Here is a 14,768-nt window from a genome sequence, read left to right as displayed (position 1 = left end):
CGCGCATCGTCGGCCTTCTTCTTTGAAAGGGCGGCATGCTTGACTTCAGCGGCTGCGCAATCGTGACCGATGATGGCAACGCACTTTCTGCCGAACAGGAAGACGAGCGACCCTTCAAGGAATTTCTCGCGCTTCCGGCACATCGGGCAGGGTATATAGTCGTCCTCAGGACGTTTCTTTCGGTCAACCGCGAACTGGTGAAGGATTTCGAACGGTTCGTTCGTGCTGAGTCGGCCCCAATACAACCCAGAAACGTCTCGGGCGTGTAGGTTTCTTTTACGTGGGCCTTGAAGTCTTCGATGATATGGAAGGGAGCCTCACGATAGCTCGCGTGGCCAGTGTACTCTTCGGGAAACGTGTACTCTACCGCATCACGAGCAGTGACTTCCATGGTGGTGTCTCTTCCCTGTTGTTTGCCATTCGCTCCTCCCTGGCGGTTAAGTCTCGACTCGGTTTCTCCGAGAATAGGTCGAGGACTAGCAGATTCGGGTCTTTGAAGAGAGTCCGAAAGATGGGTTGTTGTCAGCAGACGATGGGGTCTGGGGATAAGTGGAAATTAATGTAACTCAACCTCCCGAAGGACTAGGCGTTAGTCAATGCTAAATGACCAAAGTTGGTGGGAAGCCGAGTGGCCCTGTTTGGAAACAGCGCGAAAAGCCGTCGCTGCTGAAACAGAGCTGGCAATTTTGTTTCAGGTCTCTGGTTGCCCCGATCACATCCTGACGGCAATCTCGATGGCGTCGGCATCAACGCCCAACTCGGCGGCAAGAGAAGTTTTGGCGCGATCAATAGTGTTCTTCCAGCTTTGGACACCCATCCCGGATGGCGGCAAAGTGGGAACCAAGGGCTTCGTCAAAACTCCGGATTGTTCCCGCGCTTCATCGAGTATTTCAGAAAGCGGCTTAAAGTCATAATCCGAAGGATTGATTCCAAGGGTGTCCAAATCTTCATAGTGCGTGGGCCACCGGCCCCACTGCCAGAAGTTTGGCTTGTCCCTAATGATTGCCGCTTCAGACATGCGAATGAGAAAGCGCGGCTTATTGGGATCGTTATGTTCTGTCGATGGCACTATGTCTCGCACTTTTCCTATGAGAAAGGCAGAGCCGTGCTCCTCTGGCCCTTCAACGCCAGCGCGGCGGCGGTTCCGGGCGCAGATCACATAATCGAAGGTTCCGAAGTGGCTCTGATGCATGCGCCACGACTGGGTTCCTCCGACAGAACATATGGTTTCGATGCTTTTGAACGTGAATACAACGGCGGCGAGATTGCGTCGGGGCATTTTCCGAAATCCTCCGGTAAGAGTCCGCCAAATATGCATCATAGTCGGGAGGTTTGCAAGAGGTTTGGTTTAGGTTTTTGATTAGTTCTTAGCTGGCCCGATTCGCGTGGCCCCATGGCAGCCGTCCGCTAGGTGTGACCTCCTTTTGCGTGTCCGCGCTTACCAACCGATACCATGCGGTATGTGGGCAGCTCCCAAGGGTAGCAATGTCGTTAGGGTCGGCCCGAGGTGGGCTTGATGTAGGCCGTATCGGAGGTGATAAAGGCGGACGCCGTTACCTCCTACCGAGAATTGTTCATGGCCGCCATTTTCCTCAGTCACGCCGTTGCCGACAAGATGCTTGCCAAGTTGCTGACCAACTTCTTGAAGGAGGCAATCGGTGTCCCCCACGACGAGATTTTTTGTTCCAGCGTCGAAGGCCATGGCGTGCCGATGACGAAGGATTTCAATGCCTACATGAAGAACAAAATCCAGGAGCCGAAATTAGTCCTTCTGTTGATGACGCCATCATACATGGAAAGACCATTCTGCTTGATGGAGTTGGGCGCTGCGTGGTCGCAATCGCACACAACCCTCCCAATTGTTGTGCCGCCTCTGTCGTTCGACTACGTGAAGAACACTCTGGGACTCGTTCAGGCATGGGATATCACCAAGCATCCCGGCCTCGTCGATTTCAGGAGAATTGTGACCGAGACCGGCATCAAGCTTGAGAAGCGGAACGAGCACGTCTGGGATGCGAAGCGGACTGAATGGAGGTCGGCCAGCAAAAAGGCGATCGCAAAGCTGCCTGGGGCAACGAAGGTCCCTGCTGAGGACTACCAGGCAGCGCTGAACACGATCTCGGAGCAGAAGGAGGAGATAGAGGGACTGGAGCGGCTGGTCGAAGATAAGGACGGGCTGATCGAGAAACTTCAGGTGACCACAGATCCGGTTGCCGTCAAGGCCATCATGAAAGAAGCTTCGGGGGGCGACGACCCTGAAGAGGTCTTCGACGGGCTGATCGCCGACGTGATGGCTGCACTCCCATCGGTTGCACGTGTTGTCCAGAAACACGTGATCATGGACCACTATGACAAGGCATCGAAAATCGACTGGCTCCATGAGCGCGAGGAATTCGAGAATGCGATCCAACGGAATGTGATTAATAACGACGAAGAGAATTCCGTGGCTTGGGGCAAGCAGAAGCTTTCGAAACTCCGGAAGGCGTTGTTGGCCTTGGACCATTTTCTAGACAGTGAAGAAGGCCGCGCCTTGATGGACTCACGGCCGAGCGGCACCCCCACGGAATCCGACGACCGAGATTTTTGGGATCAGTATCTCTAGCCTGAATGAATGCTTTGAACGTCAGAAGCGGCCATTCCGCAGACATCGGCAAACCTCCGCTTCTGGATCAGTGCCAGGTGTTGTGGCGGCCCATACGGCACTCGTCATCCCTCGCTGCGCATACGCTACGCTGCTAGCGCGTGGACCAAGCATTCCACTGGAACCCGTTCGTAGAAATCCGTCCCGACCTTCTCTTTCCCAATGACCGGACGGATTCCGTGCTCTGCGAGCATGTTTGCGACGAACCGCGCGTGGGTTCTCATCATCCGACCGGCGAAGAACGCGCTGATGTGGGAGTCCTTGAATGCCAGAACTGCCTCGAGCTTCTTCTGCGTCCCTTGCCCGTCGGCAACCGTTGGCCCTAGGTATCCAAGTTGGTCGAGAGCCTTGGTGATTGCCCAACTCGTCCCGAGGATGCGATCGGCTTGGTTGAGACAGACAGTTTCGCGGAAATTCGTGCTCAATGCCTGGCGCACGTCATCCTTTCGGATCACCACCGCACCAAGCCCAGTCCGACCCTTTGCGAGGCCGGCGCAGCGAAGCCTGCCATCAAGTAACATCCGGAGCAGTTCAGGATACGAAGTCGAGAACCCTTGCACTGCTTCGAACAGCGTGACCATTCCCGTGGCGCGCGGATCGTGGACGACGGAGCAGTCCGATGTGATCCGCCGCACCAGCACATCTAGGTCGTCAGGATGGAAGACGTGGGCATGAATCCCTTGAGTGCCTGATCGGATGCGAGGCTCGACCACGCGGGCGTCGACCAGGTTCCGCATGGTGCTTGCGGTAAGCTCAAGCCTGGCAGCGGCCTGCGGGAGCGTGAGTCTTCTGAGCAGGAAGGCGACGATCTCCTTTCGCTCCTTGCCCGTGAAGCGAAGCACCTCCTCGTCCCCTGCGATGAACCCTCCGGCAGCCAGCAGCTTTCGGGCTTTTGCATAATGCACCTGCGTTTTGTCGTAGATTTCCGGCAAACCACTGATGCGGTCTCTGCCCGCTGGATGGCCGAAAACCTTTTCGCGTGGCCCGAACTCGAGGTTCGCCAAGGCATGATCCCTGACGATTCTGCGGATGGGATCAAGTTCCGACCCGCCGTATCGCCCGGTGAGAATATGATAGACAAGGCCGTAGGTCTCCGCGATTCCTGGCCTTCGGCCTGTCCTCTTCTTGCGGAGAGCCTTCTGCAACAGGCAGTCCAGAAGTTCGATCAAGCCATGGGATTCACCATGCAGGAGCCGATAGCCATCGTTCAGCCCGACCTGCCTGGAGGGGGTTCCCTCAGCTTCCACGCGACGGGCCATGTATCCGACAGCCGGCAGGACTCTAGCGAGGCTAGCCACCGGCATTTGGTCGAGCAGCGGCGACGCCGTCGGGGGTGCCATCCCCATCCGGCCAAGGAGATAGGATTCCGCGGCGACGTCCCGTACTGGCTCGGCCACCATCGATCCGGGTTCGATCGGCCCCGCAGGATCGACTTGCCGGAGAACATCCGCGGGATGTGGCCAAAAATGATCTCCCCTGACGATACCACTGCACGCCTTGTCGATTGCCTCCCCCGATTTCCGACCTTAAGAAAGTCATGTTCTCCGCCATGATCGGGAGTGATCGCAGCTTCCGAACCGATGCCGTCTCCAGCAATCTGGGCCGAAGAAAGTTCAATCTCCCAATCGACATCCGTTTCGGTTGAATCTGTCGGTGAGCCGGTCACCAGTGCGACGAAGGTGCCCGAAGCTGAATCACCGGCCGATCGATCGAAATAGTGCTCTGCATCCTCTTCCGGTTCGAAGTTTAGCCGATCATCTAGCGCAATCTGATCTTCGTCTGGCTCGAACGGTGCAGACTCGACGCCGGGCGATGGCGCCGCATGTTCATCTGCAAACTCAACATCTCCCCGCAGTACCTCGGTAAGCACCACGCGAGAAGTATCGACGTGAGGACCACCAACGAGCGAGAAGAGAAGTTGTGCTGCGATTAGATGGCCCTCGGCAGAGGCAACATCTGCTGGTGACTGACGATCATGATTCCTCGCTCTAGGATCAGCACCCGAACGAATGAACAGATCGCACAGGGCAAGGTTGCCCATCCGTGCCGCGATATGCAGCGGCGTGTCGCCCTTGCGATCCACTGCATGCAAGCGCGGCGAACTGGCGAATCCGGCGAGTTGTTCTGTCCGGTTATCCGCAATCAAACGGATTTCGGCCAAGTCGAGCGGATCAAGCTCCATCAAGTCGCTTCGGTTCGCGTGTCCATACCAAAACAAGGCGGAACTCAATGAACTCGAGGTGCTTCTCGACTCCCCAACGAAGCGGCTGCTGCCCCCATCCCACCCATGCCCCCTGTCCAGCCAAACCCACTCGAAAGCTAAGGTGGGCCCAATTTCTGGATTCGTCAGGAACTTATCGGCGCAAGCTGGCGTCGGCAAGATCTGAGCTGTGAGTTGACCCAACTAATCTGCCAAGGACCGCTCCATCAGCTGGACGCGTGCGTGCAGGAAAAAAGCCTTTCGAGTAGAGGGCATCCAGAACGAAATCTTCCAGCCTGTTCTCCACTTGCGTGCGAAGTAACTGATCCGGATTCGACTTATTCCAATACGGTGTTTGGATCGCACGAAACCTCGGAATTGGCATAGGCGGTATTCGATGCCCGTGACGTGCTAAGATCTGGGGGCGTCACTGAGATCGCACCGGGCAAGGTTTCATGGCGCGCCCAAGCTGCAGTAAAAACAGAAATTACCACGCGATTTCCGATAGAATTCGCCGAATCGAAACGAGCAAAATAGGTGGCTCGTGCTTAACACGTTGAATTCAAGACCGACTGAATATTCCTCGCGGCGCGATCGAGAAGATGTCTCTCGTAATTGGTCGTCGTCATAGCATTCCTTTCCGAATTCACAATCGGTTGAGTCTCGGTCAGAAGCTGAGTGAGCTTTGAAATGTGATGATCTGATCGGCTTCTGCCTGAACAATTGCCAAGCGGCCAGTACGCATGAAATTCAGATTTAAATGTTTGCAGAATGGTGCATACTCATCTTAAAGTGGGGATGGGGGAACTCAATGATTCAGATGGTGTTTGTCCATGGCGTCAGTGTTCGCCAAGACGCCAAATATGAGCCGGCGCTCCAAGCCCGCGACCGGCGCTTCACGACAGCTTTCGGCGGGGCGGTTACGATCCAGAACCCCTATTGGGGTAAATTTGGCGCAGGAGATCTGACCTGTATTCCAAGCTTTGGGTCGAACTTCGAAGCACTGGGCGGCGATCTGATTGTTAGCGACTTCATAACTGAAGAGGCCAAGCTGGATTTCCCCGCCTTGGTCGCGGCGCTCTCGGTTTCGGCCTTGCAGGCGGCGGAGGATACTGGGGACGCCGCTGCCCTGATGGAGGCAGAGGACTTCTGGGCTGGCGCGGCGGCCTACGCCGAGAGCCAGCCACTACCCGGCTGGCTCGCCACGACTAGCACCAACCAGGAGTTTTACGACAAGCTCCGGGAGGAAGCGTCCGCGATGGCGAAAGTCGATCTTGGCCTCTTCGATCCAATCAAAGCCGCTGCCGACAAACTCGTTGGCGGATTGTCAAATCTGGTGAACAGCCCCTTCGGCAAAATTGGCCGCGAGGTGCTCAGTCCGAAGGTGGCGATCTTTATCGGAGACGTCTTCCGGTATCTGAAGTCTGGTCAGTCTCGTAATGACATTCGAAATGTCGTGACAGACGCAGTCGACCTCGCCGCCAAGACCGCGAAGGAGAAGAACGAGCCTTTGATCTTGGCTGCCCATAGCATGGGGGGTGTGATCCTTTACGACATCCTATCTGACCTAACCTGGATGGCTGCATTCGAGGCGCGTCTTGGGTTTCCGCTGCGGGTCGAACTGCTAGTAACAATCGGCTCGCAGGTCGCCGTCTTCGAGGAGATGCGGGTGTACGCCGCCAGCAATCCTCAACAGAAGGGCAAGACTGGCAAGCCCCCATGCGTAGAGCGCTGGTGGAACGTGTTCGACAAGATGGACGTGCTCTCATTTCTCACCGAGCCGGTTTTCGACGACGTCAAGGATTTCGCAGTGGACACGACCGCGGGCGTCATGGATGCTCACGGGGCTTATTTTCTGAACGCCCTTTTCTATGAGCGGCTGCGCAGGCGGTCCGCCGCGGCCGGGCTTATTTCATGACCCTGGTTTATCCGGCCCAGGATCCAGGTTATCCGGCAGAGCCCGGCCTTCCGGAAACGCCCGTCACCCACGCTTTTGTCATTGGGTGCGGACGTTTCCCGCACCTCAGCACCACAAGAAGCATGGATCGCAGGGCAACGGTGGCAGGCGCTCGAGAGATGCTGACCTTCTTAACTAAGAGCGGCAGTTCATTCCTTGCGCCGCTGGCCACTATCGAATGCTTGATCTCCGATCCATCCGTCGTTCTTGGGCGCGATGGGGTGGATATCGTCCAGCAAACGGGCGCCGCCGCGTTATCCGTAACGGTCGATCCGGTCCTGAAAAGCAATGTCGAGGCTGCAGGCACCACTTGGCTTGCGCGCTGTCGGCCAGGCGACCACATGTTCTTCTACATGTCGAGCCATGGCGTTGCGGATGACGTTGCTGCCTTGGGACTGTGTGAAGACGTTCTGTCTTTGCAGACGCGCAAGTGGTCGCAGTCGCTGAACGTGACCACACTCGCTCAGGGGCTGCTTGTACAGGGCGCTGACCGCGCTTGGGTTTTCCTGGACGCCTGCCAGGAGGTCGTTCCCGAAATGCTTGGGATGCCGACCGGCACACCCGGCATAAACCTAGTTGAGTATACAGTAGCTGACCTAGTCCGGCTCAAACGAAAGCCTGTGGCCCTGGCGGGGTCGAAGCTTGGCGGGCGCGCGTGGGCCCCAACCGACGGTCGACCGCCCTATTTCACCCAGGCCCTCATCGAAGGCTTGAGCAATGCTTGTGTGGAGCCCCTTCCGGGACTCGGTTGGGTGGTGACCGGCCAACAATTGCTGTTCGGCCTAAAGGACGTAGCCGACGCTGTGTTTGACTGGACCGGCCTACAGACTGAGCCCTTGCACCCCTTCAATGAGCGCGGACTTGGGCTCATGGCCATCCCTGCACCAAAGGTGCCGATCAAGGTGAGCACCAGCACTGAAGCGCACTTTGCCAGTGTCGTTGGCGGATCTGCGGTCAGCGACGACGCCGCGCCGCTGAAAGTGGATTGGACGGCCGATCCAGAGCGGCAGGAACTGGCTTGGCGATTTACCGTTGATGCCGACCGACGCCGCCAATTCACCGCCAGTCTTAATTTCAAGGGTGGCGTGCCGCAGTATAAGACCCAGGCGTTCAATGCGATGCCGCCTGCACAGGTCGTGGTGCTGAAGCCATGAGCGACGACGAAATACTCAAGGATCCCGGCTCGGTCACAAACGCCTATCGGGTCAAGTCGCCGGGTGATGGCGTTTATCAGGTTCGCCTAGTCGGAGAAGACGCGGCGAATACCGCCAACCTCAGCTTCACCAGCAGCAGAAACGTCAGAACCGTCAACCTCAAGCCGGGCGTCTACACCGCCTGGATCGAACCACTCGGTGGCGGGGCGATCCAGCAGGAAGTCATGTTGGACGCCGCAGGGACGGTGCAACTGCGAGATGAAGTGAGCTGGGGCCTGACGTCTCCGACCCGCGTAGGCCCTGCTCGACCGAGCTGGACCGGTACGACCGAGGCAAAATTGAAGGCGCGGGAAACCGTCAAGTCGACCCAGTCGTTTGCAGTGGCAATTTCTGTCGATGACCGGCCAGGCGAGATTGGGGGCTGGCGGGGGGCTACCCCGCAGGTGGTGCAGAACTACGCGGATGGGAACAGGCTGGTCTTCCAGCTCAAACGGCCGACCGATTGGCGCAACCGGCATCGCTGGCGTATGACCATCGCCATCGCCGGGCGTGGTCCGTGGCGTGCGCCCTTGCCGCTTTTCCGTGGCGGGCTGCAGGTGACGCTAGCGCCTTCGGTAACCCCGACGGGTCCTGACATTGCACTCAACCTCGCGCCAATAGACCCAGTGAAGGCAGCTCTTGTCGCCAGCCTTCACCAAATGTTCGGCGGGTCGGCGTCTGACGTCGTACGAGCCGCCGCCTCGTCCGGGATCAGCGGGACCGCCCCGCTGTCCAACGCCATTGATCTCCTGTCCGATCGACTCGACGACCCCTGGGCGGCCGCGGCCGCGGCGCTTTTGATGGCGCGCAGCGGCGAGATAGACAAGGTCGAAGCCGGCGCCCGGCGCCTGCTAGAACGGTTTCAATGGCTGCCAGACGCCGCGGTGGCTGTCGCCTGGGCGGATGCGGGTGCCAAGGGGCCGCGGCATGAAGCCGAGGCCCGGTGCTTTGAAGGCATCAAGAAGGCGCGCCTGGCCGGCGCCACCTATTTCATCGCGGCCGACGCCCTTGCCGTGGACATGCTGACGGCGCTTTCGCTCTCAGGAACCGATGCCGCCATGAAGAGGGCGGCCCGAAAGGAACTCGCCGTTTGGACTCGACGGAGCCGGCGGCGAATGCCTTCCGGCCCCTTCCTGAGCTGGGAGGATACTCCGACCGGCAAAGGCGATCTCCAGCTATCCGGGAAGGAATACCATATCGTCGCGCGCGGTCGGCTCGCCGGAGACAAGGTCGTCGTCGAGCGAAAAGCATCGCCGCCTTCGAAGGGAAAAGGGCAAACCGCACCTGCCCTCAGTCGGAATGTTATTGCGCCGGAGGATCGCAATAAGGGTCGATTTGGGGGAAAAAGCCGTGTCGACGGCTATACGCTGGGGGCTACCTTCGGACGAGGGACTTCGGATTGGGTGCGGATCAACCTGGTCGTGCGCGCGCCGCAGAAGGGCGGTGCGAACGAGGTTGAACTCTTCTTGCACGACACGTTTAGTCCCGACCACTTGATGGTTCCATTCAGAGACGGTGTGGCATCGCTCACGACTCTGGCCTACGGAGGATTCACTGTGGGTGCCTGGATTGCTCAGGCGAAAGTAGAACTTGAGCTCGATCTCGCCCGTGTCAAGGGCGCGCCGCGGACGATCTTAGAGAACTGAAGCAGCGGTCACCGTCCCCAGATCGCCGGCAGGCCGAGTTTCTTGAACTCGGGATGCAGCGAGCGTCGGCCCCGCCCCACTCTGTCGGTCTCGACAATGGCGGAGTGCGCTCGCAGCGTCTCGGCCTCTCGCGCCCTCATATGTGCTGTGTCGAGCGCATGGGCACTCTTCTTAGTCGCTACCTTTCAACGGCGAAAGACGCGCCCCCGCTTTGGGAACACGGGCGAGCCTGTGGCGGAAGACAGATCAAGCCTTCTGTTGGAGAAGGACCGGCGTTGCTCTAGTATGGGGACCATCCGGACCTGTTTGGTCTTACTGGGGCCTTGGGAGATCTGATGGCGTCGCTGGACTACGAGATTGAGAAGGTGGCTTTTCATGAGTTCTATGACTCATCGTGGGACGCGATGGATGCAGCCGCCAGCGCCTTTCATACTTTGACACGATCCCTGCTCGCTACGGACGCGGTGATCGCCGGAGCCAAGGTCGAACGCCGGATCAAGGATCGTGACGAATGCCTGAACAAGTTCCGCTTGAAATATCTAACGGCGCTTGAGAGTTCCCAAACGCCCTATGCCATCCGCGACCACATCTCAGACCTTATCGGCCTGCGCGTGATCTGTTTCTACGAGGACGACGTCGAGCGCGTGAAGGCGCTTATTGAGGAAGAGTTTGAGGTACTCGGGGTTACCGACAAGACAGCCCAGATAGAGGAGACGTCCGATGCTTTTGGTTACAAGGGCCTGCATCTCGACTTGCGCCTTAGCCAAGGGCGAAGAACTCTTAAGGAATATGCGGGATACGCGCAGTATCCGTTCGAGCTACAGATCCGAACCGTGGTGCAGGACTCTTGGAGCGTTCTGGACCACAAGATCAAGTACAAGAAGTCGATTCCGAATGGACTGAAGCGGCGTATCAACACGCTCGCGGCCCTGTTCGAACTCGCGGATCGCGAGTTTCGCGTCATTCGCGATGAAACGGCCAAGGAGATCGAACGCGCCGATACTCCTTATGCGGAAATTGAGGAAGAATCAGCGAGTCCGCGAATCAAGGTCGAAACCGCGGCGGCGCCGCCACGCAAATACGCCCTGTTGAACGCCTTCAGCCTACTGCGCATCGCGAGCCACTTCTTTCCCGGGGTCGATTTCGAGGCGCATAAGGTCGACGGCTTCACGCAGCAGGTCATCAAGCTGAAGCCCGAGATCAGTCGTGGCGAGTTCAACTTCTATTTGCGCGAGACCATCGGCGAGGTTCGCCGCTACAAAGCCGATTTCGAGGAACAGGGGGATGGTGAGACGCTCAATCCCTTTACGGTCATGCGGCATTGCCTCTACGCGGGCGACAACGATTTATTCGCTTCGCTCCTCACCGATAGGGCGAAGGTTAACTTCGAAAGGTGGCGCGCCAAAAACAAAGCCGACAGGGCAACCAGCCTAGGAGGAGACGAAATCGCGGCACCTGGGAGATCGAACGGGCGGCGGCCGAAAGGCGGGGCAAGGGCCGCGTAGCGCCTCCGAACACTTTCGTTGGCAATGCGCGGTGGCGCCGGACGGCCGCGTATCGGCATAACTCGTCGCGCCGGATGCTCCAAAATTTCATGGATACTTGACGAACTGCCCGCGTCGGTTGCCGCGGTTGCGGCACACGAACCATTTGCCACGATCCGTGCTGAGTAGCAGCGACGCCTTTGAGTTCTGTGGCTGCATAATCAAGATCAGAATCGATTTGAACTTGGACCAAGTCATGTTTGCCGGTCTGTAGACGGCGACGGTGGTCAAGTGCGGCACGACAACAACCGTAAGATCAGCAGCCTCTAGCTGTTCTGTCCAAATCCGGCGACTGCCGCGGGTTCCCCGGTTCACCTCAAGCAAGTAGCCTCTAGTCCTTGGGATAGCTCTTGCCATCGGCTCGCCTCTTATAGTGCTTTTCAAATCATGGCTGCGTTTGTCTGAGCGCCATGTCAGCCGCGTAGAACAGAATCGTTGATGCCGCAATCGTTCACCACCCGGCACACCTGCAACTTTTCCAGGAAGCGCGGCCAGTTGAAGCTCGGGCGCAAGACGCTGCCGGCAAGTGCGCCACGAACACGAAGCGCGCGTCCGGATGAAATATCGGAACGGCTCGACGATCATTTCCGGTTCCCGCTTGCGGATCAGCTCGCGCAGCCGGTCCTGCCACTGGCCGAACGTGCGAATACCGTGGACCGTGACGACGACCCGGTGTGGGCTTCCTGCCGCTCCGCTAAACGCTTCCATTTCCATCGTCCCCGAAATAGGCCGACTGTTCGCGAGACCTTAAAGCGAGATCATCGGCAGAATTCGTTTCATAGTTTCGAGAACTCCGGCGTCGTCTGGTAGCGAGACGGCATCCTGGCCGGTTACAAAACGCGCAGCGACATGTTCCCCAAGAGCGCGGTAAACTTCGAACTGTTCCTCACTGAACAATTGATCTGCTGTCGTCTCATGCGGGAACTGCCTATGCGCGGCAGCATAGGAACGGATATAGTCATTCTCGTCTCCGCTGAGCGAAGCTTTCAGATAGATAAGCACACCCGTTTCGGGCTTGGCCCCAGGTACAAGCGATGGATAGTGAATGATCCCGATCGCCACATGCGGACCGCCGGTTTGTGTCCGCGAAGCATCGGGCGCGTATTTTGCTATGCTGCCCCATCCCAAATCTATCCTCACATTCAGGTCAATTCGCGCAAATCGCTCCAGCTGGACGAGTGAGGGGAAGGTCATCGTGGGGTCCGCCTCCGCATCGATGGCTATGATGAGTTTGCAGCGGCGGCGTAGCAGGCCGTAGACACCCAAGTTCTCGATATGACCGCCGTCGGTCAGGAACACGAAGCCGGTTTCTCTTGATGTCACATCGCGCTTCGTCATGCGCAGACCGGACTTCGAAAATGCTTCGGATAGAAGGAAAACAGGCCCCGGGTAGCTCTTTAATATCCGAGCACCGTGAGCGATCTGGCGTGGATGGCGTAGCCAGTAGCCCAGCCGCACGTTCAACAATGCAATCGACAATGAAAGGGGGCGAACCGACGCCATACCCATATTGGGGGCCGCCGCTGCTCCTGAGACGGCCGTGGCGGTTCCTAAAGTGAGCTCTTTCATAGCCTCTTCAATCTTGCTGGTCTCAGCATAGCCAGTCGCCTCGCTCCCGACGTAGCGCGGACTGAAAAGGAAGAAGTCGGCATTTCGGCCCCGTCGATTGGCAAACTTGGAGCCAGGAACATTGAGCGCCGCATTGATCAGATGATATGGCGCATTGTCCGTCATGACGTCGGAAAGCTTGAACGCGTCCGCTGGGCGGACCTCCTGGCCGTTCGGATCTTTCTGGCCGACGAAGAAGGCGCTGCCGAGACGGTCGCGATAGAGCTGATGCAGGGAGTTGGCGTTGACATTGATGAACGGCCACAAAAGCAGGAACGCCGCGGCGAGCAATGCATAGCGAAGCGGCACATGCCATCGCGAATAGGCCGTCAACGTGCCGTGGTCACCCGCGCCAAGCAACCATTGAAAGACATAGGGCGCATGGGCAAACGACGCACTTGTGCCAGCCTGCTGGCCACCCGGAACCAATTCGGTTCCCCAGAATGCGAGTTGCAGGACAGTGATCCACAGGATGAGTGGCACAAGCGAAGCGATCGCTAACAACAGCACCCTGCTGAACACGCGTTTCAGAAGGTCCGTCCACCCTCCGGCGTCGCCGCTGGTCGCTTTGGCCGCAATGCTGTTTACATAGGGCAGCAGCACCGCCGCGACAGGCGAGAGCCATAAGAGGATGGCCTTCAAATGCGTGAGCAGCCAGCCGCTAAGCGACCGATCGGACGTGGCCGAGCCCACGTCCTGCGCCAGAAGTTGGAAACGGAAACCGGTCAAGGCCGCATGGAGGTCGAGGACAATTAGGACGGAGGCAACCGCCAGGATGGTTCCAGCCACCGCCGCCCCCTTTTTTCGCCACTTCAGGGCCGCGTGTGGAATGATCGACACCAGCACCGCGTAAACCACCAGAACTGCCGCGCACACGCATAGGACCGCCAAGGATACGTGAAGCGTGCCCGTGCCGAGCATGCCAGTGAGATCGACCAGTAAGACGCGGGTCCTGACCAGTTCGCCGGTGTCGGCGTTGAGCGCGACGAGCAGTGCGCCGAAGAACATCAAAATTGGGATCACCACCACGACATTCGACGCAAGTCCTCGGGCATAGACGCCCAAGGCCGTAAAAAGCGAGGGTAAGCCGTTCTGAACCAGGTAGCGCGAGTTGTCGCGAAGGTGTTTGACGATCGGGGACTCGCTGCTGTCCTGATCTGCCCTTCCAAACGGGAAAGCGTCGGGGTCGCCTGAAAGTCCGATTGTCAGCGTGGACCCGACATAGCCGCCGCCAGAGACGGTGGAGAGATAGTCCATCGAGTTGATGATCTGTCTCGACTGGAGGCCTTGCAGTGCGCCTAGGCAAAATGCCGCCGACCGCACGCCACCGCCGGACAGGGCCAGTCCAGTCAGGTCGTTGTCGGCGGTCGCTTTGAAACCGTGCGCCTCGACAGAGATTTTAGGCCTGTGATTTTTACTGCGATTTTTCTCTCGCCGCCCGTTTATCGCGCGCATCTCACTTTTGAGGACATCCTCAAACGCAATATCACTTGATGCACCATCACTACCGACACCCGAAAATGCCATCTTCCCCCCCATTTTTAAGAAGAAAACAGACTCTAAATCATGCAAATTGTCGAGTTAATTAATGACGCCAAACTGATACTTCTGAGCGAAAAGAACTGGCACCGAGGAGCGCACAGAGTGTGTCATTCGCTGAGGTGCTGATCGGAACAAGACATGCTACGGTTTTCGTCGCGATCGACCGCACGTCGAAGTCTGCCTTCATTGGGCTTCACGAGAAGACCCGGCGCCTCGGTCATCGTGCGAGCGGGTCGCCGAAAACTCCGCTAGCCAGTCCTTGTGTCGCCAAAATGGAGTTCTGCGCGAAGCGCTAGGCGATCGAAAGGTGGCTATTCTGAAAAAAATGAGCGGATTCGCAAAAAATACTTCTGTCAATACGTCTATTCCAAGACATGGTTCTTTCAACAGAATAAATATATTCTGTGCACAACTCCTGTTGATATAGTGGAAAAGTT

Annotated in this window: 11 protein-coding genes; 6 read left to right on the top strand and 5 right to left on the bottom strand. The window is 57.8% G+C overall.

Going from position 1 to position 14,768, the window contains the following annotated elements:
• Positions 1–35: 35 nt before the first annotated feature.
• A complete protein-coding gene (locus AC0NIH_RS12205; protein ID WP_473461244.1) occupies positions 36–269 on the top strand; it encodes a hypothetical protein in 234 nt (77 codons plus the stop codon).
• Positions 270–712: 443 nt separating this feature from the next.
• On the opposite strand, the gene AC0NIH_RS12200 is transcribed toward AC0NIH_RS12205, so the two are convergent.
• Positions 713–1,279 (bottom strand): hypothetical protein, encoded by a 567-nt coding sequence (locus AC0NIH_RS12200; protein ID WP_473461242.1) that lies wholly within the window; start codon positions 1,277–1,279, stop codon positions 713–715.
• A gap of 297 nt (positions 1,280–1,576) precedes the next feature.
• Here AC0NIH_RS12200 and AC0NIH_RS12195 point away from each other — a divergent pair, with 297 nt between their 5' ends.
• Positions 1,577–2,602 carry a toll/interleukin-1 receptor domain-containing protein gene (locus AC0NIH_RS12195; protein ID WP_473461240.1) on the top strand — a complete coding sequence of 342 codons (1,026 nt, stop codon included), beginning with the start codon at positions 1,577–1,579 and terminating at the stop codon, positions 2,600–2,602.
• A 125-nt stretch (positions 2,603–2,727) separates the two neighbouring features.
• On the opposite strand, the gene AC0NIH_RS12190 is transcribed toward AC0NIH_RS12195, so the two are convergent.
• Positions 2,728–3,810: a hypothetical protein gene (locus AC0NIH_RS12190; protein ID WP_473461238.1), complete on the bottom strand. Its 1,083-nt coding sequence runs from the start codon at positions 3,808–3,810 to the stop codon at positions 2,728–2,730.
• Between the two features lie 38 nt (positions 3,811–3,848).
• Positions 3,849–4,823 (bottom strand): ankyrin repeat domain-containing protein, encoded by a 975-nt coding sequence (locus tag AC0NIH_RS12185; protein WP_473461235.1) that lies wholly within the window; start codon positions 4,821–4,823, stop codon positions 3,849–3,851.
• Between the two features lie 829 nt (positions 4,824–5,652).
• Between AC0NIH_RS12185 and AC0NIH_RS12180 the strand changes: the two genes are divergently transcribed.
• The 4 genes from AC0NIH_RS12180 to AC0NIH_RS12165 all read left to right on the top strand — a co-directional run bounded on the left by AC0NIH_RS12180 (position 5,653) and on the right by AC0NIH_RS12165 (position 11,142).
• Complete coding sequence (locus AC0NIH_RS12180; protein WP_473461233.1) at positions 5,653–6,759, top strand: hypothetical protein; 1,107 nt, start codon at positions 5,653–5,655, stop codon at positions 6,757–6,759.
• Positions 6,756–7,952 (top strand): caspase family protein, encoded by a 1,197-nt coding sequence (locus AC0NIH_RS12175; RefSeq protein ID WP_473461230.1) that lies wholly within the window; start codon positions 6,756–6,758, stop codon positions 7,950–7,952. The genes AC0NIH_RS12180 and AC0NIH_RS12175 overlap by 4 nt, the downstream gene beginning before the upstream one ends.
• A complete protein-coding gene (locus AC0NIH_RS12170; protein ID WP_473461228.1) occupies positions 7,949–9,637 on the top strand; it encodes a pYEATS domain-containing protein in 1,689 nt (562 codons plus the stop codon). The genes AC0NIH_RS12175 and AC0NIH_RS12170 overlap by 4 nt, the downstream gene beginning before the upstream one ends.
• 335 nt (positions 9,638–9,972) lie before the next feature.
• On the top strand, positions 9,973–11,142 hold the full coding sequence (locus AC0NIH_RS12165; RefSeq protein WP_473461225.1) for a GTP pyrophosphokinase: 1,170 nt from the start codon (positions 9,973–9,975) through the stop codon (positions 11,140–11,142).
• Positions 11,143–11,229: 87 nt separating this feature from the next.
• Here AC0NIH_RS12165 and AC0NIH_RS12160 read toward each other — a convergent pair whose 3' ends face one another.
• Positions 11,230–11,889, bottom strand: coding sequence for a hypothetical protein (locus tag AC0NIH_RS12160; protein ID WP_473461223.1), 660 nt, complete (start codon positions 11,887–11,889; stop codon positions 11,230–11,232).
• Between the two features lie 39 nt (positions 11,890–11,928).
• The gene (locus AC0NIH_RS12155; RefSeq protein WP_473461220.1) at positions 11,929–14,316 is read right to left on the bottom strand and encodes a patatin-like phospholipase domain-containing protein; all 2,388 of its coding nucleotides are present in this window, start codon (positions 14,314–14,316) and stop codon (positions 11,929–11,931) included.
• Positions 14,317–14,768 lie beyond the last annotated feature (452 nt).

It is taken from the genome of Mesorhizobium sp. WSM1386 (assembly GCF_055901595.1).
The sequence above is the reverse complement of the archived record's forward strand: the minus strand, read 5'-3'. Positions and strand labels throughout refer to the sequence as shown.

Coding starts and splice junctions, on each gene's coding strand:
- AC0NIH_RS12205 (WP_473461244.1), top strand. CDS start 36: ATGCTTGACTTCAGCGGCTGCGCAATCGTGACCGATGATGGCAACGCA.
- AC0NIH_RS12195 (WP_473461240.1), top strand. CDS start 1,577: ATGGCCGCCATTTTCCTCAGTCACGCCGTTGCCGACAAGATGCTTGCC.
- AC0NIH_RS12155 (WP_473461220.1), bottom strand. CDS start 14,316: ATGGCATTTTCGGGTGTCGGTAGTGATGGTGCATCAAGTGATATTGCG.
- AC0NIH_RS12165 (WP_473461225.1), top strand. CDS start 9,973: ATGGCGTCGCTGGACTACGAGATTGAGAAGGTGGCTTTTCATGAGTTC.
- AC0NIH_RS12180 (WP_473461233.1), top strand. CDS start 5,653: ATGATTCAGATGGTGTTTGTCCATGGCGTCAGTGTTCGCCAAGACGCC.
- AC0NIH_RS12200 (WP_473461242.1), bottom strand. CDS start 1,279: ATGCCCCGACGCAATCTCGCCGCCGTTGTATTCACGTTCAAAAGCATC.
- AC0NIH_RS12175 (WP_473461230.1), top strand. CDS start 6,756: ATGACCCTGGTTTATCCGGCCCAGGATCCAGGTTATCCGGCAGAGCCC.
- AC0NIH_RS12160 (WP_473461223.1), bottom strand. CDS start 11,889: ATGGAAGCGTTTAGCGGAGCGGCAGGAAGCCCACACCGGGTCGTCGTC.
- AC0NIH_RS12185 (WP_473461235.1), bottom strand. CDS start 4,823: ATGGAGCTTGATCCGCTCGACTTGGCCGAAATCCGTTTGATTGCGGAT.
- AC0NIH_RS12170 (WP_473461228.1), top strand. CDS start 7,949: ATGAGCGACGACGAAATACTCAAGGATCCCGGCTCGGTCACAAACGCC.